Source organism: Methylobacterium sp. J-118 (genome assembly GCF_057836565.1).
In genome coordinates this window covers 4,707,693-4,728,239 of record NZ_JBYQFA010000001.1, presented here as the reverse complement: position 1 = coordinate 4,728,239, position 20,547 = coordinate 4,707,693, and the positions used below count along the sequence as shown (strand labels likewise).

The 20,547-nt window shown below is 72.4% G+C and carries 19 protein-coding genes; 9 read left to right on the top strand and 10 right to left on the bottom strand.

Annotated features, from left to right (window positions below; genetic code table 11):
• Nucleotides 1-202: 202 nt before the first annotated feature.
• The 5 genes from AC3IF3_RS23180 to AC3IF3_RS23160 all read left to right on the top strand — a co-directional run bounded on the left by AC3IF3_RS23180 (nt 203) and on the right by AC3IF3_RS23160 (nt 3,905).
• A complete protein-coding gene (locus AC3IF3_RS23180; protein ID WP_243970162.1) occupies nt 203-481 on the top strand; it encodes a metal/formaldehyde-sensitive transcriptional repressor in 279 nt (92 codons plus the stop codon).
• A 14-nt stretch (nt 482-495) separates the two neighbouring features.
• Entirely contained in the window at nt 496-1,629 is a 1,134-nt protein-coding gene (locus AC3IF3_RS23175; protein WP_489230494.1) for a nickel/cobalt efflux transporter, read from the top strand.
• A gap of 166 nt (nt 1,630-1,795) precedes the next feature.
• Entirely contained in the window at nt 1,796-2,176 is a 381-nt protein-coding gene (locus tag AC3IF3_RS23170) for a hypothetical protein (RefSeq protein ID WP_489230493.1), read from the top strand.
• 52 nt (nt 2,177-2,228) lie between these two features.
• The gene (locus AC3IF3_RS23165; RefSeq protein ID WP_243970168.1) at nt 2,229-2,513 is read left to right on the top strand and encodes a hypothetical protein; all 285 of its coding nucleotides are present in this window, start codon (nt 2,229-2,231) and stop codon (nt 2,511-2,513) included.
• Nucleotides 2,514-2,621: 108 nt separating this feature from the next.
• A complete protein-coding gene (locus AC3IF3_RS23160) occupies nt 2,622-3,905 on the top strand; it encodes a cation:proton antiporter (protein ID WP_489230492.1) in 1,284 nt (427 codons plus the stop codon).
• A gap of 58 nt (nt 3,906-3,963) precedes the next feature.
• Here the strand turns inward: AC3IF3_RS23160 and AC3IF3_RS23155 are convergent, their stop codons facing one another.
• Nucleotides 3,964-5,040 (bottom strand): catalase family protein, encoded by a 1,077-nt coding sequence (locus AC3IF3_RS23155; RefSeq protein WP_489230491.1) that lies wholly within the window; start codon nt 5,038-5,040, stop codon nt 3,964-3,966.
• A 379-nt stretch (nt 5,041-5,419) separates the two neighbouring features.
• On the opposite strand from AC3IF3_RS23155, the gene AC3IF3_RS23150 reads away from it, so the two are divergent.
• From AC3IF3_RS23150 to AC3IF3_RS23140, 3 genes are all read left to right on the top strand, one after another.
• Entirely contained in the window at nt 5,420-5,824 is a 405-nt protein-coding gene (locus AC3IF3_RS23150) for a phospholipase A2 family protein (RefSeq protein ID WP_489230490.1), read from the top strand.
• A 130-nt stretch (nt 5,825-5,954) separates the two neighbouring features.
• A complete protein-coding gene (locus AC3IF3_RS23145; protein ID WP_489230489.1) occupies nt 5,955-6,524 on the top strand; it encodes a type 1 glutamine amidotransferase domain-containing protein in 570 nt (189 codons plus the stop codon).
• An 87-nt stretch (nt 6,525-6,611) separates the two neighbouring features.
• Entirely contained in the window at nt 6,612-7,694 is a 1,083-nt protein-coding gene (locus tag AC3IF3_RS23140; protein WP_489230488.1) for a catalase family protein, read from the top strand.
• 381 nt (nt 7,695-8,075) lie between these two features.
• Here AC3IF3_RS23140 and AC3IF3_RS23135 read toward each other — a convergent pair whose 3' ends face one another.
• A complete protein-coding gene (locus tag AC3IF3_RS23135) occupies nt 8,076-9,053 on the bottom strand; it encodes a sensor histidine kinase (RefSeq protein ID WP_489230487.1) in 978 nt (325 codons plus the stop codon).
• A 183-nt stretch (nt 9,054-9,236) separates the two neighbouring features.
• Between AC3IF3_RS23135 and AC3IF3_RS23130 the strand changes: the two genes are divergently transcribed.
• Nucleotides 9,237-9,611 (top strand): response regulator, encoded by a 375-nt coding sequence (locus AC3IF3_RS23130; RefSeq protein ID WP_243970181.1) that lies wholly within the window; start codon nt 9,237-9,239, stop codon nt 9,609-9,611.
• A gap of 29 nt (nt 9,612-9,640) precedes the next feature.
• Here AC3IF3_RS23130 and AC3IF3_RS23125 read toward each other — a convergent pair whose 3' ends face one another.
• The 8 genes from AC3IF3_RS23125 to AC3IF3_RS23090 form a co-directional block, all read right to left on the bottom strand.
• On the bottom strand, nt 9,641-12,295 hold the full coding sequence (locus AC3IF3_RS23125) for an ATP-binding protein (protein ID WP_489230486.1): 2,655 nt from the start codon (nt 12,293-12,295) through the stop codon (nt 9,641-9,643).
• Between the two features lie 168 nt (nt 12,296-12,463).
• Complete coding sequence (locus AC3IF3_RS23120; RefSeq protein WP_489230485.1) at nt 12,464-13,552, bottom strand: acyltransferase family protein; 1,089 nt, start codon at nt 13,550-13,552, stop codon at nt 12,464-12,466.
• Between the two features lie 120 nt (nt 13,553-13,672).
• Nucleotides 13,673-14,011 carry a hypothetical protein gene (locus AC3IF3_RS23115; protein ID WP_489230484.1) on the bottom strand — a complete coding sequence of 113 codons (339 nt, stop codon included), beginning with the start codon at nt 14,009-14,011 and terminating at the stop codon, nt 13,673-13,675.
• Nucleotides 14,008-15,972 carry a hypothetical protein gene (locus AC3IF3_RS23110; RefSeq protein ID WP_489230483.1) on the bottom strand — a complete coding sequence of 655 codons (1,965 nt, stop codon included), beginning with the start codon at nt 15,970-15,972 and terminating at the stop codon, nt 14,008-14,010. Before AC3IF3_RS23110 ends, AC3IF3_RS23115 begins: the two co-directional genes overlap by 4 nt.
• 1 nt (nt 15,973) lies before the next feature.
• Nucleotides 15,974-16,852, bottom strand: a complete 879-nt coding sequence (locus tag AC3IF3_RS23105) for a CorA family divalent cation transporter (RefSeq protein ID WP_243970188.1) — start codon at nt 16,850-16,852, stop codon at nt 15,974-15,976.
• 55 nt (nt 16,853-16,907) lie between these two features.
• On the bottom strand, nt 16,908-19,367 hold the full coding sequence (locus tag AC3IF3_RS23100) for a heavy metal translocating P-type ATPase (RefSeq protein ID WP_489230482.1): 2,460 nt from the start codon (nt 19,365-19,367) through the stop codon (nt 16,908-16,910).
• Nucleotides 19,368-19,391: 24 nt separating this feature from the next.
• On the bottom strand, nt 19,392-19,856 hold the full coding sequence (locus AC3IF3_RS23095; RefSeq protein WP_489230481.1) for a hypothetical protein: 465 nt from the start codon (nt 19,854-19,856) through the stop codon (nt 19,392-19,394).
• A 47-nt stretch (nt 19,857-19,903) separates the two neighbouring features.
• A complete protein-coding gene (locus tag AC3IF3_RS23090) occupies nt 19,904-20,482 on the bottom strand; it encodes an exopolysaccharide biosynthesis protein (RefSeq protein ID WP_489230480.1) in 579 nt (192 codons plus the stop codon).
• Nucleotides 20,483-20,547: the final 65 nt, after the last annotated feature.

The following is a 20,547-nucleotide window of genomic DNA, read 5'->3' as shown; positions in this document are numbered from 1 at the left end:
GAAGCCGGTCGCGCCGGGCCCCGCCCGCGGGACCACGCCGTGCCGTCGCCGGGGTGCGCACCGGGCGTTTCGTGAGGCACTCCGAACGGGGCCGCCGGCCCGCTTCCACGGGGGGCGGTCCGGGATCCCGTGCGTCATCGCGCGGGACTCGGACTCGACACGGATAGGGTACCCCCCTATATCATGGTTCGAAGGACGGCCGATGGGACACACGCTCAAGGACAAGACGAAGCTGCTCGCCCGCGTGCGCCGGATCAAAGGCCAAGCGGAGGCGGTCGAGCGCGCCCTGGAGGCCGAACTCGGCTGCACGGACGTGCTGATGCTCGTCGCCTCGATGCGTGGGGCCATCAACGGCCTGACCGCCGAGCTGATGGAGGACCATATCCGCCATCACGTCGTGAACCCCGCCACCGAGACCGATGCGGAGCGCGCCCGCGGTGCGGCCGAGTTGATCGAGGTGGTCCGCACCTACCTCAAATAACGGGGGCCTGCCCCATGACGCCGTTGACCGACCTGCTCCGGCAGGGGACCGCGCACGCCTGGCTGTTCGTGCCGACCGCGATCCTGCTGGGCGCCCTGCACGGGCTCGAACCCGGCCACGCCAAGACGATGATGGCGGCGTTCATCATCGCGGTGCGGGGCACGGTCCTGCAGGCGGTGCTGCTGGGGCTGGCCGCGACCCTCTCGCACACGGCGGTGGTGTGGGTGATCGCGCTGGGCGGCCAATATCTCGGCCAGGAATGGGGCGGCGAGACCGGCGAGCCGTACTTCCAGCTCGCCTCGGCCGTCCTGATCATCGGCATCGCGCTCTGGATGCTCTGGCGGACGTGGCGGGCGCAGTCCGACGCGCATCACCACCCCCACGCCGACGACGCGACGCGCGTCACCGCCCGTGACGGCGTGTTCAGGCTGGAGGTGTTCGAGGACGGCGTGCCGCCCCGGTGGCGCCTGAGCCGGATCAAGGGCGTGCTGCCCCCGCCGCAGCACGTCACCCTCGAGACCGTCCGACCGGACGGCGACCGCACGGCCTTCGCCTTCGCGCGTGCAGGCGCGTTTCTGGAGAGCACGGAGGCGATCCCGGAGCCGCATGCCTTCACGGCGCGGCTGAAGCTGGTCGGATCGGCCGGCCCGGAGATCCACGCGGTCGCGTTCGCGGAGCACGACCATGATCATGACCACGACCCTGATCCGATGGACCTGGGCGCGGCGGACGATGCCCATGCCCGCGCCCATGCCGAGGATATCCGGCGGCGGTTCTCCGGACGCCCGGTGACGACGGGTCAGATCGTGCTGTTCGGCCTGACCGGCGGCCTGATCCCGTGCCCGGCCGCGATCACGGTCCTCCTGCTCTGCATCCAGCTGAAGCAGCTCAGCCTGGGCTTCGCGCTGGTCGTGTGCTTCAGCATCGGGCTGGCGATCACCATGGTGTCGGCCGGCGTGATCGCGGCGCTGAGCGTCCGGCACATCGGCGGCCGCTGGCCCGGGCTCGGCCGCTTCGCCCGGCAGGCCCCCTACGCCTCGGCGGTGCTGATCGTCCTGGTCGGGCTCTATACCGGCTGGCTCGGCTGGCGGGGTCTCCAGCACGGCCCGGTCGACCATGCCGGCACGGTCGGTCGGCTGCAGGGGTGATCCCGTCGGCCCCGCTCGGATTTGACCGCCGGTGAATCCCGAGGGCGCCGCCGGGCCGTTTTATTGCGATGCAACATAATGTGTCCCGGACCGTTGGATGGCTGCTACCCTCGCATCGCTGCGTGAGGGAGGGCATCGGGTCATCCCCTCGTCGAGGGACGCCGCGATGCGGCCGCTCTCCGAGAGTACCCCGATGCGCCTCGTGCTCAGCCTCACCGCCCTGACCCTCGCGACCCTGCCGCTTCCGGCCGTGGCGTCCTCCTGCGCCGAGCAGATCGGGACCATCGCGCGCCGCCTCGACAGCGCCGGCGCCGTCCAGGTCGCCGGCTTGCAGGCGGGGCACACCCTGCGGACGGGCTCGCTGCGCGGGGTGACCGCGGCGCGTCTCGACGCGCCCAGCGACCCCGACACCGTCTCGACGGCCGACCACGTCGTCATCGCGCGGACCCTGATCCTGCGGGCGGGCGAGGAGGACCGGCGGGGCGACAAGCGCGCCTGCGAGAACACGATGACCGAGGCCAAGGGCATGATCGGCGCCCTGCCGTAGGCGCGCGTTCAGAGGCATCGACCCGCCGCCACCAGCAGAGGGAAGCCTGGAGATGATCGGACCCGCCGAGATCGAGGACATGCGCCTGGATCTCCTCGCCATGGACGCCCGGGCGCGGCTCTACGACGCCGCCCTGATCCCCCTGAACCGGCACTGGGCCGAGCGCGGCGCCGCCTCGGTCGGCAGCGTCGGCCGGATCTGCGAGCGCGTCTTCGCCCGGGCGGAGGACCGTCCGCTCACGGACTGGAAGGCGGTCGTCACGGAGGCCGTGGCGGAGGCCGGGTTCGGCATCGTCTGGAACGGCGATTCGGTAGCCTCGCTCGAAGCCCGCTCGTAGCCCCAGGTCCCGCGCGGACACCCGCCCCGTCGACGGTATCGGACGCCGCTTTTGTCGCGGGCGCGCCGTTCCGGGAAACCGTGCGCGCCCGGAGGTCTTTGCCCCTTCATGGAACCCTACGTCCTCGTCGTCGCCGGGTTCGGTGTGCTGGTGCTGCTGACCGCGTGGCTGCCGATGGTGCTCCGGGCGCTGCCCCTGTCGCTGCCGATCTGCTGCGTCGGCCTCGGCGCGGCCCTGTCCACCGTCCCGACGGTATACGACCTCACGCCCCATCCCGGCCTGCACCTGGCGCTCATCGAGCACGCCACCGAGGCGGTCGTCGTCATCTCGCTGATGGGGGCGGGCCTGAAGATCGACCGCATGATCGGCTGGCGGCGCTGGGCGGTCACGTGGCGCATGCTCGGCATCGGCATGCCGCTGACCATCCTGGCCCTAACGGCCCTGGGGACGGCGCTGCTGGGGCTGGGCACCGCCGCCGCGCTGCTGCTGGCCGCCTCGCTCGCCCCCACCGACCCGGTGCTCGCCTCGGACGTCCAGGTCGGCCATCCCGACGAGGATCACGAGGACGAGCCGCGCTTCGCCCTGACCTCCGAGGCCGGCCTCAACGACGGGCTCGCCTTCCCGTTCGTGAACCTCGCCCTCGCGCTGGCCGGGGGCGGCGGCCTCGCCGGCCTGTCCTGGTCGCACTGGTTGGCCGTCGACGTCCTCTGGAAGATCGCCGTCGGCGCGATGCTCGGGGCGGTGATCGGCCGGGCGCTGGGCTGGCTGACCTTCCATCTGCCGAACCTGTCGAAGCTGTCCCGGACCGGGGACGGGTTCGTCGCCCTGGGCGTGACCTGCATCGCCTATGGCTGCGTCCAGGCCGTCGACGGCTACGGCTTCGTGGGCGTGTTCGCGGCCGCACTCGCCCTGCGCGCCTCGAGCCGGGGTCACGACTACCATCGCAAGATGCACGACTATGCCGAGGAGCTCGAACGCCTGCTGATGATGGTGCTGCTCGTCGGGTTCGGTGCGGTGCTCGTCGGCGGCGGGTTGCTGCACGCCCTGACCTGGCCGGCAGCCGCGTTCGCCCTGGCGGCGCTCCTGCTGGTCCGGCCCCTGAGCGGCTGGATCGGCCTCCTCGGCAGCGGACGCTCCCTCGGGGACCGCGCGGTCGTGAGCTTCTTCGGCATCCGGGGGCTCGGGACGGTCTATTACCTGTCCTACGCGTTCGGGCATGCCGCGTTCGAGCAGATGGATCTGCTCTGGGCCACGGCCGGCCTCACGGTGCTGATCTCCATCCTGATGCACGGCGTCACCGTCACACCGGTGCTGCGCGCCCTCGACCGGAGGATGGGACGCGACACCGCGAGCGCCCAGCTCGACCTGACCCTCGCGCCGCCGCCGGCGTGAACGCCGGCCGAACCGCGGGGCGTCCCGCGGGTCGACACGGTCCGGGACTGCGACGCCCTCAGCGCCCGGCGCCGGGCTCGTGGATCGGGCAGCCGTTGAAGCGCTGGCGGAACGCGGCCGAGTGCCGGTAGGGGGCGTTGCGGGCGCGGTTGATGTTGCCGAGCGGCCGGTGCGCGGCGAGCCCGGTCCAGACGCTAAAGCGCATCTCCTCGTCGACCGCCTGGACGCGGCTGGGGTCCCAGCTGTCCTGCGGCTCGACCCGGATGAGCCCGACCCGCTGGAACGGCGCCTCGTCCTGCTTCCATTCGACGGTCGGATCCTCCACCGGCTGGCGTTCGAGGTCGCGGCAGAGCTGGACGCGGAACTCCCAGGTGCCCGCGATGCCGGCCATCTCGGACCGCACCGTCTCGCGGATCGCATTCGGGCGGCCGGAGGCGTCGATCTCGGTGCCGGTCAGCGCGGTCAGGGCCGGCGCGACGGGGGCGACCGAGAACTTGGCGATGTGGTCGCCGTACCGGAACGGCGTGACGCTGTAATAGGTCTCGCCCAGCGGGTCGACGTTCGGGGCCCCGCCGAGCGCGCCGACGGTCGGGCTGTCGATGCCGACGGCATGGAGCGCCTTGTTCACCCCGCGCAGCACCGTGGAGGCGGCGACCTTCAGGCCCTCGACCCGGTCGGTGGTGCCGGCGAGCAGCTTCAGGCTGCCGAGGAACTTCGCGGCGTTCGGCGCCTGGAACACCGTCCCGTTGACCATGATGAAGTTCTGGGTCGTGCCCTCGGCGCCCGGCAGGCGCTCGCCCGCCACGTCGAGCACCTTCAGGGCGAGGCCGCGGGGAAGCGAGACGGCGTCGGGCAGGATATCCCCGGCATTGGTCGACATCCGCAGGTAGACCTTGTGGGCGCCGGGCGTGGCGAACAGCCCCTGGGCAAGTTCGGGGGGCAGGTCCGCGTCGATCGTCAGCACGCCTTCGAGGATGCCGTGCGCCTTGGCATGCACGGATCTGACGGCATGGCCGGAATGATCGGCGACGGTCTGCAGGATCCCGTCGAACGTCGCGTTCAACGCGTCGATCGTCGCGTCCTCGTCGGGGCCGACCTGTTCGACCTGGGGGGTGTAGCGGACGGGCGCTTGCAAGATCGGGGGCTCCGGATCGGTGTGGTTCCGGGATGAACGACGCGCGCCGCGCTCCGTTCCCGGCCATCGGTCAGCAACAGGCAAGATGTCCGATGCCGGCGATCTTCAAAACAGCAGTCGATGCGCCGTGTATTTTTTATTTGGACCTGATGAACATGCATCGCGCCGCCGTGATTGCGGAGATTCGACGGGCCCCGGCGGCCCCATGCGGGTGGCCTGCCTCCGGGACGCCCGGCCGGATCTCGCAAGCGTTGGCGGTTGCGACATTGCGACCAGCCTGGAACCGGAGGGTGTTGGCCAGGCTTCTCCCGCCGAAATCGCAGTGGAAGCCCCGCGTGCACAAGCACAGGGTGGCTAGACATCCGAGGGCAAGCCCAAAATGGTCTATCGGTTCGCTTCAGCGTTGCCGCTCGCCTTCGTCCTTGCAGGGCCGGCCGGCGCACAGACCGCGGGGGAGCACCCGCGGGCGGCCCTGATACACGGCAACTATTGCGGCCCGGGCAACAACGCGCCCGCCGCCCCGGTGGATGCCCTCGACGCGGCCTGCGCCCGCCACGACGCGTGCACCCCCGATGGCGGCCTCGCATCGAAAGGCTGCAACCTTCGCCTCCAGCGCGAGGCCGCGGCGCTCGCGCGCGACCCGCGGCAGCCGGAGGATCTCCGGGCCATGGCCGGCCTGGTATCCACCGCCGCCGCGATGATGCCGTCGGCGCGGGAGCCGGCGGCCGCGTCTCTGGCCGGACGGAGCTGGGGCGGGAAAACCTGGGCCGCCTTCACCCGCTAGAGCATCACCCCGACAGGCGAGTTCCGGCTTTCGGAAAAAAGATGACGCGAAACCAGGGGCCTCGCCGCTTCGGCGGAGCGAGCGCCCTCCCGACCAGTCCGAATCGACCGATCAACACGGGACATACGCCATGACATTGCAGGGCCGGAAGATCGCCATCCTGATCGCGCCGCGCGGGACCGAGGAGCCTGAATTCACGAAGCCGCGCGACGCGCTGGTGCAGGCCGGGGCGACCGTGACGGTCGTTGGCCTGGAGGCCGGCGAGGCGGAGACGGTCAACAACGACCTCGACCCCGCCGGGCGCTACCCGGTCGACCGGACGGTCGAGGCCGTCGCGGCGTCGGATTTCCAGGGGCTCGTCATCCCCGGCGGCAGCGTCGGCGCCGACAAGCTCCGGGGCAGCGCGGCCGCCATCGCCTTCATCCGGGACTTCTTCGCCCAGGGCAAACCGGTGGGCGTCATCTGCCACGGGCCCTGGACGCTGATCGAGGCCGAGGTGGTGAAGGGGCGCACGCTGACCTCCTTCCCGACCGTGAAGACCGACATCCGCAACGCGGGCGGCACCTGGGTCGATGCGGAGGTCGTCGTCGACCAGGGCCTCGTCACGAGCCGCAACCCGAAGGATCTGCCGGCCTTCTGCGCGAAGATCGTCGAGGAATTCGCCGAGGGCCGCCATCCCGCCCAGGCCCGCAGCGCCTGACGCGGCCCGGAACGGCCTCCGGGTGAACCGGCCATCGATCCAAGGGGGCGGGACACGTCCCCGCCCTCTCACCCAGCGAGGCTGAGAATGACCTACCTGCGATACACCCCTGGCATCGAGACGCCCGCCCCGGACGAGCAGGCGACCATCGACGGCATCATCCAGGGCATGACGCGGCAATCCGAGACGGTCGAGGCCCGGGAGCACCATGCGGTGCGCGCCAGCCACGCCAAGAGTTCGGCCTGCGTCACGGGCGAGCTCACGATCGCCCCCGGCCTGCCGCCCGAACTGGCTCAGGGCCTGTTCGCCAGGCCGGGCGTGCACCCGGTCGCGGTCCGCTTCGCGCAGGGTCCGGGCGAGACGCTCGGCGACCGCGTCTCGACCCACCGCGGTATGGCGATCAAGGTGTTCGACGTGCCCGGCGAGAAGCTGCCCGGCCACGCCGCCGACACCCAGGACTTCGTCCTCGCCACCGGCACCACCTTTCCCTCGGGCACGGCCGCCGGCTTCCTGCGCGACGGCACCGTGATCGGCAAGGCGACCGGTCTGCCGGAGGGGGTCAAGAGCGCGGTGGCCTCGACCCTGCGCACCCTCAACCGGACGCTGCACGCGTTCGGGACGGACAGCGCCTTCGCCGACTTCTTCGGCCACCCCTACAGCCACCCCCTGGCGGACAGCTACTTCAGCCAGGCGCCGATCCGCTACGGCGACTACGTGGCCAAGCTCGGAGCCCTGCCGGCGACGGACAGCCAGCGCGCCCTGTCCGAATGGCGGCTCGATCCCGATCAGGACGCGGACGGCTTCCGTCACGCCACGGTGGCGTTCTTCCGGGAGCAGGCGGTGGTGTTCGAGCTGAAGGCCCAGCTCTGGGCCGATGCCGAGCGCCAACCCATCGAGGACGCCTCGGTCGACTGGCCCGTCGCGGTCAGCCCGTATCGCACGGTCGCGACCCTGCGCCTGCCCCGGCAGGATGCCTACGCGCCGGACCGGGTGCGCTACTTCGACGAGGTCATGACCTTCCGCCCGGCCCATAGCCTCGCGGCGCACCGGCCCCTCGGGTCCGTGATGCGCGCGCGGCTTCAGGTCTACCAGGCCCTCAGCGCGTTCCGTCACCGCGAGAACGGTGTCGCGGAGGAGGATACGGCCAGCATCGACCGCATCCCCGCCTAGAGCCGTCCCCGATCGCGTTGCGACGGGGAACAGATCTCAGGGCCTGTTCGACATGGATCGTCCGATCCTCGCCCGCATCCTGAGGTGACCGCGGAGCGGGCGGCGAGGGAGGGCTCCTTCGCGGCCTCCCCTGCGCTCCGACCCCTCAGGATGAGGGCGAAGATGGGGAATCCCATCCGTCGAAACCGTGACGCGACTGCACCCGCGCGGGCAAACGGGTTCTGAGACGCGGTAGGACCCTCACCCGAGAGGACGCCCGCGGACGAGAACGAGACCGCCATGGCCTGACCGAGGCCCTGCTCTCCGTTCAGGTCAAGAGCCGCGCCGTTCCGGGCCGTGCCGTCCATGCCCCCGTCGGCTTCGACCGGAGGGGGCACACCGCTATCGGGTCGGGACGACCATCTCGAAGTGCAGGCCATCCGCGTCGATGGTCCGGCGGAAGCGGCCTCCGAGGCTGCGCTCGATGGTCTGCTTGAGCAGGCGCGAGCCGAATCCGGTGCCTTCGGCCTCGACATCCGGGGGGGCGGCCGCGCCCTCGTCCCAGGTGAAGGTCAACGTCCGATCCGCGACGCGTCCCGCCACCGTGAGCAGGCCGCCCCCGGACAGCGCCCCGTACTTGGCCGAGTTGGTGGCGAGTTCGTGGAGGATCATGGCGTAGTCGTTGACCTGGTCGGGGCCGACAGCGGCGGCCTCCTCGATGTCGATGGTGACGTTGGCACCCTGGCGGTAGGGCGACAGGATGCGCTGCGCGAGCTGCTGCAATTTGACGTTGCCGTGGTCCGACCCGTGCCGGCGCGTCGCCAGGGTCGTTGCCTCGTGCAGGACTCCGAACCGCCGGGAGAGGTCCTCGGCGAAGCTCGGGGCCGACTTGGCTTCCCGGGCGACCATGGCGGTCAGCGCCCTGGCGACCGTGAACATGTTCGAGACGCGGTGGGCCAGTTCCGCGGTCAGCAGCCGCTCGGCCTCCTCGGCGCGCTTGCGATCGGTGATGTCGAGGAAGATGGCCTGCACCCACTCCCCGACCCGGCCCTCGTCACCGCCCACACCGCGGGCGGAGATCCAGCGGGCGTCCGCCCCCGCGCCGATGCGGAAGTCGAACGCGTAGGCACGCGGCTCGGTGGCGCTCGCCGCCCAGTCCAGCATCATCGCGTCCCGGTCCTCCGGGTTCACCTGCGCGAACAAGGTGTCGATGCCCACGGTGGATTCGGCGGTCCCCCAGAACGTCCGGCACAGGCCATCGAGCTGCGCCAGGCGACGCTCCGGGGACCAGGCCCAGAGGCCGACCCCGCCCCGGTGGATCGCGCCGGTGAAGCTGGCGAGGGTCCACGCGTCGCCGGTCAAGGCAGGATCGTCAACCATGTGCGTTCTGTTCGGTCTGGGAGGCAGGAGGGCCGGTTTCAACCGACGGGACTGGAAACCCGGCGCCGGCCCGTTTGCTCCATGCCGCGGCATGCGCGCCGTCACGGACGGATGCCGACGCGACACATGCGCAATCGCCGTCGTGGCCGTGCAACCGATGGCGGCCTTGCCTGTTGACCGGCCATGTCGCTGAAGCGCGCCCCTGAAGCATCCATCATCCTCGTCGTGGAAGACGATGATCTCGTGCGGATGAATGCCGTCGCGTTGCTCGAGGATGCCGGGTTCGCGGTGATCGAGGCGCGCCATGCGGACGAGGCGTGGTTCATCCTGCACGAGCGGTCGGACATCGGCGTGCTGTTCACCGATGTCGACATGCCGGGCTCGATGTGCGGGATGACCCTGTCCGAGCGCGTCCACCAGGCCTGGCCCGACATCCGCCTGGTGCTGACCTCCGGGCGGCATCGCTTCGCCGACCGGGACGTGCCCGACCACGGCCAATTCGTGCCGAAGCCCTACAATCAGGCCCAGGTCGTCAGGGCCATCCACAGGGCGGATTGACGGACGGCACCCGTCGCCGGACGACCGGATCACCCCTGGCTGGTGGCCTCCTCGGCCGGCATGGGCGGTGATTCCGCATGGGCCGGCGGGCGGAAGCGCTCCATCACCTCGTGGAGTTCATCCCAGTCCAGCGGCTTCTGGAGGTAATCGGTGGCGCCGAGGGAGAAGGCGAGGTTCCGCTCGTTCAGAACCGTCACGATGACCACGGGCGTGCTGCCGAGCTCGGCATCGCCCCGGAGCGCCCGCAGCACCGACCACCCGTCCATCTGCGGCATGGTCACGTCGAGCAGGACCACCCGCGGCTTCAGGGCCCGGGTCTTCTCCATGCCCTCCCGGCCGTCGGCCGCCACCGCCACCCGGAACCCGTCGCGCTCCAGGAAGCGGGCGACCAGCTCCCGCGTCGCCGGGTCGTCGTCCACGACGAGGACGAGGCCCTGTCCGGGGCCATCGGCCTCGGAAGGCCGGCCCTCCGTATCGGGCAGGGTCGGGGCCGCATCGCCGGCCGCGGTGCCGGCGATGCGCGCGGGCATCGACACCGTGAAGGTGGTCCCGCGTCCCTCGTCGCTCGCCACGGAGATCGCGCCGCCCAGCATGCCGACGAAGGCGCGGGTGATGGAAAGGCCGAGCCCGGTGCCGCCGAACTTGCGCGTTGTCGAGGCATCGGCCTGGGTGAACCGCTCGAACAGCCGCTCCTGCTGCTCGGAACTCATGCCGATGCCGGTATCGGCCACGCGGAACGTCAGCCAGTCGCCCCCCTCCCCCGCGTCACGCCCGACCGACAGCGTGATCTGCCCCGCCTCGGTGAATTTGGCGGCGTTGCCGAGGAGGTTGATCAGGCATTGCCGGAGCTTGGTCACGTCGGTGCGCGCCTCGCCCAGGTCCGCGCCGAGGTCGAGGCTGAGGACGTTGCCCTTCTTGGCGACCAGCGCCTCGACGGTCGAGGCGACGTCGCGCACGACGGATTCGACCGAGAAATCCTCGACATAGGTCTCCATCCGCTCGGCCTCGATCTTCGAGAGGTCGAGGACGGCGTTGATCAGCCCGAGGAGATGGCGGGCGTTCGCCTCGATCTTGCGCATGTCGGGCAGGAGGTTCTCGTGGCCGAGATCCTCCATCTCCTCCTGCAGCATCTCGGAATACCCGATCACCGCCGAGAGCGGGGTGCGCAGCTCGTGGCTCATGTTGGCGAGGAACTCGCTCTTGGCCCGGTTGGCTTCCTCCGCGGCGTGCTTGGCGGCCGCGAGCTGCAGCTCGGCGCGCTTGCGTTCGTCGATATCCGTGACCACCACGACGGCTCCGACGACGCGGCCCTCGTCGTCGCGCATCGGGACGCCGGAGAACCCCACCCAGGCGCGGGTGCCGTCCCCCCGGCGATAATCGACCTCGAGCTCGGCGGCCGCCGCGCCGTCCCGCGCCACGCGCACGAGCGGCCACTCCGCGGGCGCGACCGGGCGCCCGTCCGCGTGCAGCCCGACCCAGTCGGTGGAGGCGCCGTCGAACGCCCCGGGGGGCATCGCCTGCCCAAGGATGGCCTCGACCCGGGCGTTGTGCCCGACGATGCGGCCGCTGGGGGCCTCGGCGATGAGGACGCCGACGGGCAGCGTCTCCATCACGGTGCGCAGGGTCGCCTCGCTGGCGCGGATCCCGCGGCGCGCCTCCGCCTCGCCGGCCTCGGCCAGGCCCGCCGGGATCGCCCCGGCGAACAGGGTCGCGATGCGGAGGTCGCGGCCCGAGAACGCGTCCGTATGGCTCGACTGCAGCTTCAGGACGCCGATGGTCGCGTGGCCCCGCAGGATCGGGACGCAGATGGCGGAACGCAGGCCGAGCTGCGCCAGGAGTTCGCGCTTGACCCGGGGGTCGAGGACCACGTCGGGGCAGAGCACCGGCTTGCCGGTCGTCAGGCAATGGCCCGCGAGGCTGCCGTCGATGGGGACCCGCAGGCCGGCATGGGCCGCCAGCGTGCCGCGCGCGGCGCGGTAGGCGAGCGCGTCGCCGTCGCGCAATTCGATGACGCCGCCCTCGGCCTGGGGGATGGCATCCATGACGCCGCCGACGAGGGCGTCGAGGATGGCGTCCCGGTTCCCATCCGCCCGCGTGACCGCAGCCTGTGCGGCGATCAGGGCGTTCTGCTGCGCGATCAAGGCGGTCTGGCCCGCCAGGATGCGCTCCCGGTCGGCGGTCCCGCGGCGCAGGTCCATCTGGGACATGACCTGCCCGGCCAGCGCCCGCAGGGCTCCGGCCTGCCGGTCGTCGAGGCCCCCCGGACGGGGGACGAGGTCGATCACGCAGAGGCTGCCGAGACGCTGGCCGCCCCGCTCCTGCAACGGCGCGCCGGCATAGAAGCGCAGGTGCGGCGCGCCGGTCACGAGGGGATTCTCCCGCGTGCGGGGGTCCTGGGTGAGGTCGGGGATCACCAGCAGATCGGGGGCGCCCAGGACATGCGCGCAGACGGACTTGTCGAGGGATGTCTCGCACGGCGCGAAGCCGGCCCGCGCCTTGAACCATTGCCGGTCGCCCGCGACCAGGCTGACGAGGGCGACCGGGGCCGCACAGGTCATCCGCGCCAGCTCGACGATGTCGTCGAACCCCTCCTCCGGGGGCGTGTCGAGGATGTCGTAGTCCCGCAGCGCATCGAGGCGGCGGGCATCCGCGACCGCGGGGGGCAGTGTGATCGGGTCGGTCATGGGCGGCTCGCTGACGGGGCTGATGCACTCGCCTTCGCGAGGCCGCGTTCCGACGCGATGCAGATAGCCGGGACCCTCGACAACCCGGTGGCCCCGTCCTGGTTGCCGCGACATCGATCCCCATCGGCTCCGAGGGCCGCGGCCCTCTCGGGCCGAGGGCGGCGGTCCTTACGGGCCGAGAGCGGGCTTGGCGGCCAGCGCTTCGCCCGGGCCAAGGCCGGCCGCGCCGCTTGGCCGGTATCGGAGCGCCGGCCGCTCGACCAGGTACCAGCTCAGGAGACCGAGGGGGATGGCGGCCGCGAGGGCCAGGGCCGCCTCCGTCCAGGGGGAGATTCCGGGCACCCGGGCGACCAGCAGGTTCTGGATCGGCCAGGCGTAGAGGTAGAGTCCGTAGGAGGGGTCGACCTGCGCGGTGGCGCGGCTGAGGGCGTTGGGGCGCACCGCGAAGGCGAACCAGAAGATCAGGTAGCCGCCGAGGATCGCGAAGGCCGGCTCGGCCAGCGGCGGGCTGAACATCAGCGGCAGGAGCAACAGGGCGGCGAGCGCCGCGCCCCGGCCGGTATAGGCGATCCGGTCGGCGAAGAGCTGGAAGCCGCCGCCGCAGGCGAACACGAAGGTGAGGCGGATCATCTCCGACAGGGCGCCGAGCCCGTCGCCCGGCTGGCCGATGGGCAGAAAGAGGCGCCGCAGGACCAGGAGGCCGCCGAGTCCCGCCAGCAGGGCGAGGTAGCGGCCCCGCCGCCGCAGGGCGCGGGCGGTGCCGACGAGGCCGAGCAGCAGGTAGCAGCCGAACTCGCAGGGGATGGTCCACATGGAGCCGTCGAGCAGCGGGTAGGGCAGCGTCGCGAAGGCGCCCGGGACCATCGGCATGAGCAGCAGCGCCAGCCGGACGAGGGCCTCCGGCGGCGAGGCGGCCGCGAGGTCGCCGCCGGCCAGGGGGGCGACGACGGCGATGCAGAGGAGCGACGCGACCACGAAGGCCGGGTAGATCCGCAGCACCCGCCGCATCAGGTAGTCCGGGAAGGAGCGCTTGGCGCGGTAGCTCGCGGTGATCAGATAGCCGCTCACCAGGAAGAAGCCGTCGACCGCCACCTCCCCGAGGGACAGGGTGCCGAAGACCCGCGTGAGCAGCTCGCGCGACCGGTTCCCGTCCACCAGTTCGGGGGCGTGGGCGAGGATCACCAGGACCGCGAACAGCAGGCGCAGCGACCCGAAATTGTTCGCCCGGTCGCCCCGGCCGCCCGCCGCCTCCGCCACCCCTGCCCGCTCCGCGATCCCTCTGACGGGGTCAGGGGCCGGCAAACACGGCGCGAATGCAAGGGCGCGGCGGCCACACCGGTGCCGGATCTGCGGCCACGCTTCAGGGCCCCGACAGCCTCACGCCCGGGCCGCCGCCGCGCTCAGATCGGCCCGGAACGCGTGGATCATCGCCGCGCGCCGGCCCGGGCTGACGAGGAGCCGGACGGCCGGCGGCGCGTCCCAGAACACCGTCACCTCGCCGTCGGTGAGCACCGCCCAGAGGGTCACCGCGGCCGCCCGCACCTGGAGGACCCGGTCCGACAGCCACACGGCCTCGGGACGGCCGGGGACGAACCAGCGCGACAGGCGCTCGTTCCAGTGGGCCAGGTGCGTGTCGAGCCGCGCGTCGATGAGCGCGCGCCGGTCGCATCCAGGCGGCCAGGCGACCGGCATCCGGAACAGCAGCTCGCGGCTCACGCCACCGCCTCCAGAGCGCTCCGCGCCGACGCGGCGGCCGGCTCGGCGCCCGCGTCACCGCCCGGACCCGGAGACGGCTCCGGACGCCGCCCGGCGGTCCGGCCGAGGCGCCCTTCGAGGCCGATCCAGAGCCCGGCGGTCACGGCGGTGCCGGCCACCACGACGCCGAGCGCCGACAGGCCGGCATAGACGCAGGCGCCGATCAGCACCGTGTTGACGGCGATCGTGATCTTCTTCACCGCCGCCTCCTCGCCCTGGGTCGAGCGCACCAGCGCGACGATCGCGCACAGGCGCCCGAGATCCGGCGCCGACAGGCCGATCGGCACCGCCCCGTCGCCGGTGAGGAAGGCCGGCCCCACGGCCACCGGCACGTCGGAGCGGGCATGCGGATCCGCCCCGTGCACCGCGTGGACGTGGATGATCCGGTGCCCGAGGAAGCGCTGCTGGGCGAGATAGCTGGCGGGACTGTGCACCGCGCTGCGGACGAAGTGGCGCGTCGCCCCGAGCCGGGCCGCGAGATCGTCGGCCTCGTCCGCGTGCCCCGGCCGGAACAGCACGGTCTCGCGCAGACCGAGTTCGGCCATCCGGCCGCCGAACGCGCCCGGCGGCAGGCCCGCCGGGTCCCAGGCGACGCTGTCGTCGAGCAGGATCTCGTCGGCCTCGCGGATCGCCAGCAGCGCCCGGAAATCGTGCACGACGATCCCCTGCTCGGCGAGGCGCAGGGCGATCTCGGCGGCGGCGATGCGCCGCTGCACGAGCACCGTGCTGAAGAAGTCCGGCCGCAGCACGGCCTGCGCGAGCGCCGTGCCGCCCGAGAACAGGGCCGAGGCGCCGACGCAGAGCATCAGCGGCGTGCTCGCATCGGCGAAGGCCGTGGCCGCCCGGGAGCGCGGCTCCGTGGCGAAGATCGCGATTGCGGCCCCGGCCGCGCCGCGCAGGGCAGGCCGGTCGTCGCCGGCCGCGGCGGCGAGGCGCTCGAACAGCCGTATCTCGGCCCGGCGCAGGGCCGCGCGGGTCACCAGATCCCAGGTCCGGAACAGCCACAGCATGAGCGCGGCGGGCAGGTGGTCGCCGTTGACCAGCGCCAGGGCCGACAGGAGCGTCAGCACCGTCGTCACGTCCGCCCGGCGCTGCCGCAGCTGCCGCCATGCCTGCCGCGCCGTCGGCCACGAGGCGACCGCCAGGGCCGCCGCGCTCGCCGGCAGGAGCGGCGGGAAGGCCGCCGCGCCGAGCGCGAGGGCGAGGTTGGCGTTGAGCAGGACGGCCCCGCCCTCCGGATTGGTGAAGGGCGCCACCGCGCGCCGGCGCAGGATCGCCTCGATCGACTCGGCCTCCGAGACCAGCCGCAGGAGACCGTGCGGGTCGCTCGGGTCGCAGCGGAGGTCGAGGAACCCGCCCCGGGCCGAGCGGCCCTCGACCGCGACCACCCCCTCGCACCGGGCCAGGACGGCCGCGACGATCGCCAGCGCCGCCCGGTCGCGCAGGGCGTGATGCGACAGCCGGACCCGGTCGCCGCCACGGGGCTGCAGGCGCCAGGTCGAGAGCAGGCGGCCCGAGCGCCATACGGTGACGGGTTCCTGCCAGACGCGCTCGGCGACTTGCCGGGTGAAGGCGGAGCTGCGCAGATTCTCCCGGGGGCCCGTGTCCCGCATCACCCGGGCGATGGCGCGCAGCCCCGCCCCGGCCGCGACCGGCGCCCCGAACCGCAGTTCGATCCGCGCCGCCGCGAGGTCGAAATGAAGCCGCTCCAGCCGGTCGAGCCGCAGGCAGCGGTGCAGGAACGCGGACAGGTCCGGCTCGCGGCCGAGCTGCCCGGCGACCGGCCCTGTCAGGATGACCCGGGTCCCGACGACCCTGACCGCGAGCGGCGGGACCGCCGAGAGGGCGCGCCGGGTCGGCGAGGGACTTTCTGGTGAGCGATTGGCCGGCGCGAGACCGGTCTGCAGGATCGCGGTCGCCATCTCAGACGAAGGCCACGACGAGGGCGGCGACGCCGAGGAACTTCATGCTCTGGTTCTCGTCGATGGTGATGAGGCCCATGGTCGAGTCGAGCAGGAAGGAGATCTCCGCCGAGAGCTGCCCGTTGTAGTCGCGCAGCGACGCGACGTCCTTGCCGATCAGCTTGAGCTGGGCCACCGTTTCCGGGCCCGCAAAGTGCCGCTCGTTGGTGACGATGAACGGGATGATCGTCGCCACCGTGACGGCGGATTCGCGCAGGTTGGCCACCAGGGCGTTGCGCCGGCCGAGCCGCTGCACGATCGCCTTCAGGTCGCGGAAGCTCGTTCTGCGGCGCAGGCCGCCCGCCCGGCGGATGCCGCCGCGGGGGGCTTCGCCGTCGGCGAAGATCTCCGTCGTCAGGGCGTTGAGGTCCTGCTCAACCATGCGCAGCGTGCTGGCGAGCTGCCCGACGAGGGTGTCGAGGAGGTCCACCAGCATGTCGGCCGCCGTGTCGACCCGCGGCAGGCCGCTGCGCCGGCGCGGCTCGGCATAGGTGCGGAAGGCCTGGAACTCGCCCTGCCGCATGCTGATCAGGCGCTGGCGGTCGGCGATCAGGCCGACCGGGAGATTGACCGGTACATCGGCCTCGAAGGACGGCAGCCAGCAGATCAGGTTGAGCGCGTCCCCCTCCACGAAGATGCGGCTCGATTCCTCGATCTCGTGGAGCTCGTCCGGGCTGAACAGCTCGACGCCGAGGGTCGCGGAGACCAGCGCGCATTCCTCGGGCGTGGCGGCCAGGAGGTCGACCCAGAGGGACTGGGCGAGCCGCGCGCGCCGCTCCTCCGCGGGGAAGCGGTCGAGGGGATGCAGGCAGGTCTCGCCGCGGACGAAGGTCAGGATCACGGCGTGTCGGTCCTCTGTGGGGGCGTTCGGGCTGCGCGCGGACGGCGCCGGGCGGTCACCGGAGGAGGTTGATGACGCCCGCCGTCCCCGCCCGGCGCTGGAGCGGGCGCAGGGCGTTGCCGAGGGCGCCGAGGGCGGAGACGTTGTTGAAGAACACCGAGTGCCAGAGGTTGAAGCCGGCCAGGAACACGCCGGCCACGCAGATGCCGTTGGCGCCGCGGATCAGGGTCCAGCTCTGGCCGACATTGGTGTGCAACTCCCGGGCGATGGTGAACAGTTCGCCCATCCGCCGCAGGTTGCCCTCCAGGAACACTACCTGCGCGGTGTCGGTGGCGATCCCGGCGGCGCCGCTCAGCGAGACCGAGACATCCGCCTGGCGGAGCGCCAGGGCGTCGTTGATGCCGTCGCCGACGAAGCAGACGCGGCGCCCCTCCCGCTGCAGCCCCGCGATGACCGCCGCCTTGTCCTCCGGCAGGACCTCGGCGAAGTAGCGGTCCATCCCGAGCTGTCCGGCGAGCTGGCGGGTCGGCCGGTCGTGGTCGCCCGACAGGATGATCAGCTCCCGGATGCCCCCGGCGCGCAGGCTCTGCACGGCGTCGGCCGCCTCGGGCCGCTGCGACGGGCGCAGGTCGACCAGGCCGGCCGGCGCGTCGTCCACGCCCATGTAGATCAGCGTGTGACCGGCCTCGCGCCGCGGGGCCATGGCGCCGTCGAAGGAATCCGGGAAGGCGAGGCCCTCCCGATCCATGAACCGGCGGCTGCCGAGCCGCACCCGCCTGCCCTCGATGGTCACGGTGAGCCCGAAGCCGAGGGCGTATTGCGAGGCGTCGAGCACCGGCAGGGGGCCCCCGCCCTGCGCGTGGTAGTGATCGACGATCGCCCGGGCGATCGGGTGGGAGAAGTTCTGCTCGGCCGCCGCGGCCAGCCGCAGCATCGCGTCGGGCGCGTGCGCGCCGCAGGCCACCACCTCCCCGACCTCCGGGACCGAGCGGGTCAGCGTGCCGGTCTTGTCGAACACCACGGTGTCGATCTTGGGCAGCGTCTCCAGGGCGCGGCCCTGCTTCACCAGGATGCCGGAGCGGATGCAGGCCGACAGGGAGGTCACGACGGCGAGCGGCGCCGCCATGCGGATGCCGGTGCCGAGATCCGAGTTGATGACCGCCAGCGCGGCGCTCGACCCGATCAGGCCGCCGGCCAGCGCCGAGACGCCGAGCGCCGGCACCACGATCGAATCGGCCAGCGCCTCGCCCCGGGACTGGAGTTCCAGCTTGTGCGCGACGGTCTCGCGCAGGATGTCGGCGATCTTGCCCGCGGTGGTGTCCCGGCCGGCCCGCTCGACCCGCACGCGGATCTGGCCGGCGACCAGCAGGGTCGCGGCCAGCACCGGGTCGTCGGCGCCGCGCTCGACCGGGGCCGCCTCGCCGGTGAGGGCCTGCTGGTCCAGCATGCCCTCCCCCGATTGAACCGTCCCGTCCACCGGGACCGCCTCGCCGGTGTTGACGACGATCACGTCCCCGGCCCGGATCTCCTCGACCGGCACCTCGGCGGTGGAGCCGTCCGCGCGTTCCAGGCGCACGATGCTCGGCTGGCGGCCGAAGGCGTCGACGAGGAGCCGCGCCGATTGCGCCTGGGTCCTGCGCAGCAGCGTGCGCCCGACGCTGAGGAAGAAGGCGGTCATCGCGCCGGCGAAGATCTCGCCGGTGAACAGGCAGGTGGTGAAGATGATGCTGTCGAGCACGTCGACGGCCAGCCGCCGCTCTCGGACGAGGACCCGCGCGGCCTGGCGATAGCTGGGCAGGGCCGTGGCGAGCATCAGCGCGGTGCCGGCCGGCAGAAGGGCCGGCGCCGCGAAGGTCGCCACGCCCGAGAGCATCAGGGACGCGGTGGCGACCGGCAGGTCGAGCCGCTGCAGGACCGGGCCGACGGCGTCGCCGGCCCGGCCCCGGACCGCCCGGTGCAGCCCGTGGACGATCTGCTGGGGATGGATCAGGGCCGGGTCGAACCGGACCGTGAGGCTTCCGCCGATCCCGTCCACCCGGAAGGCGAGGAGGCCGAGCAGACCTTCGAGGCCCTCGGCCACGGCGTCCCAGACGGGGGGGCGGCCGCGCAGGCCGGGATGCCGGAGCCGGAGCAGCCCCGGCCGCTCCTCCTGGCGGATCCAGTCGCTGATCAGACGGCCGTAGCGGAAGAACGACCGGCGGCGATGGCTGCCGGCCTCCGGATCGTCGAGGTCGACGTCGAGATCGAGGGGGTCCGTCGGCCGGGTGCGATAGGTCGCCACCACCGCGTCCCGGGCGCCGGCCACGTGGCTGATCTCGGCCTCGCGGAGCTTGCGGTCGATCGTGACCGACCGGACGGCGGGCGCGGCCAGCGTCACCCGCAGGAAATCGGCGGTGCGGTCGGGCGAGGCGAACCATTCGGGGCCGCCCACCACGAAGCGGTCCGGCCCCGGGATCCGGACCGAGAATCGCGCCGATCGGGGGGTGGCGAAGGCGTCGGAGCCGATGGAGGACATGGTGCCGGACCGCGGCGGCGGATTCTAGCGCTCGCCTTCGAACTGGCCCGCCAGGGCGTCGATCCGGGTGCGGGTGTCGCCGTCGACATGGCCGTTGCGGAGGGGGGCGCCGTGGGACTCGGCCGCGTGCGGGTCGTGCGACCCGTGCAGGTCCGTCGGCGGAACCGACGCGGCCGCCTCCTCCTTCAGCAGGATGCGGCGGGAGCGGGCCGAGAGGGCATCGTGGCTGCCGTCCGAGAGGCCGCGCCGGACCGCGCTGCCGTCCGGCAGCAGGTCGTGCACGTAGGTCGCCGCGAAGACGCTGCCGTAAGCCAGCGCGTAGCTGAGGGAGTACACCCCCGAGCCGACGACCCGCTTGGTCGTGGCCGCGGCCCGATGGGCCGATTCCCGCGCATGGGCGGTCGGCACGTCGAGGGCGCCGGCGGCGGTCTCGAGCGTCTCGCCGAGGATTGCGAACGGATCCTGGGCGGTGGCTGTGGAAGAACTCATGACGCGGTTGTCCTTGCGGGGATGACGAGGAAGCGAACGGGGTTGGCTCAGGCCAGCAGGGCTCCGAAGAGCCATTCGGTGAGCGCGAGCGCGGCGCCGGCCATCAGGGCCGCGGAGGCGGCCGTGAGCAGGAGGCCGGCCGCGATCAACAGGCCGTCCCGGCGGATCAGGCCGATCGCCAGGATGAAGATGGTGAGGGCGAGGGGCGCGTTCGTCCCCGGGATCGGCAGCGCGATCAGCAGCGCCAGGATGATGACGGCGACGCCCACGACCCGCTGGCCGCCCTTGCCGTGGAAGACCGCGCCGCGGGGCCGCGTGACGCCGTCGATCCGGCGCAGCAGCGGCAGCATCGCCCGCACCGCCCGCTTGAGCGGCTTGGCCGGGATCCGCTTGTCCAGCAACGCGGGCGGCAGCCAGACGCGGTCCCGGGCCGTGACCATCTGCGCGCCGATCATCGCGGTCGGGATGGCGATGACGAGGGACACGCCCGGAACCGGGACCGGTATGATCTCGGGCACCGCCAGGGCGGCGAGGGGGATGCCGAAGGCGCTGGTCTCCAATCCGCCGAGCAACTCCCGGACGGTGATCATCTCCGCATCGCCCCGGCGCAGGACGGCCGCGAACAAGCGTGTGAGATCGCTGGCGTCAACCGCGTCGCGCGGCGCATGAGCGCGTGCGATACCTGAGCCAA

Coding starts and splice junctions, on each gene's coding strand:
- AC3IF3_RS23160 (WP_489230492.1), top strand. CDS start 2,622: ATGGAACCCTACGTCCTCGTCGTCGCCGGGTTCGGTGTGCTGGTGCTG.
- AC3IF3_RS23175 (WP_489230494.1), top strand. CDS start 496: ATGACGCCGTTGACCGACCTGCTCCGGCAGGGGACCGCGCACGCCTGG.
- AC3IF3_RS23095 (WP_489230481.1), bottom strand. CDS start 19,856: ATGAGTTCTTCCACAGCCACCGCCCAGGATCCGTTCGCAATCCTCGGC.
- AC3IF3_RS23145 (WP_489230489.1), top strand. CDS start 5,955: ATGACATTGCAGGGCCGGAAGATCGCCATCCTGATCGCGCCGCGCGGG.
- AC3IF3_RS23100 (WP_489230482.1), bottom strand. CDS start 19,367: ATGTCCTCCATCGGCTCCGACGCCTTCGCCACCCCCCGATCGGCGCGA.
- AC3IF3_RS23130 (WP_243970181.1), top strand. CDS start 9,237: ATGTCGCTGAAGCGCGCCCCTGAAGCATCCATCATCCTCGTCGTGGAA.
- AC3IF3_RS23170 (WP_489230493.1), top strand. CDS start 1,796: ATGCGGCCGCTCTCCGAGAGTACCCCGATGCGCCTCGTGCTCAGCCTC.
- AC3IF3_RS23110 (WP_489230483.1), bottom strand. CDS start 15,972: ATGGCGACCGCGATCCTGCAGACCGGTCTCGCGCCGGCCAATCGCTCA.
- AC3IF3_RS23165 (WP_243970168.1), top strand. CDS start 2,229: ATGATCGGACCCGCCGAGATCGAGGACATGCGCCTGGATCTCCTCGCC.
- AC3IF3_RS23140 (WP_489230488.1), top strand. CDS start 6,612: ATGACCTACCTGCGATACACCCCTGGCATCGAGACGCCCGCCCCGGAC.
- AC3IF3_RS23180 (WP_243970162.1), top strand. CDS start 203: ATGGGACACACGCTCAAGGACAAGACGAAGCTGCTCGCCCGCGTGCGC.
- AC3IF3_RS23150 (WP_489230490.1), top strand. CDS start 5,420: ATGGTCTATCGGTTCGCTTCAGCGTTGCCGCTCGCCTTCGTCCTTGCA.
- AC3IF3_RS23125 (WP_489230486.1), bottom strand. CDS start 12,295: ATGACCGACCCGATCACACTGCCCCCCGCGGTCGCGGATGCCCGCCGC.
- AC3IF3_RS23135 (WP_489230487.1), bottom strand. CDS start 9,053: ATGGTTGACGATCCTGCCTTGACCGGCGACGCGTGGACCCTCGCCAGC.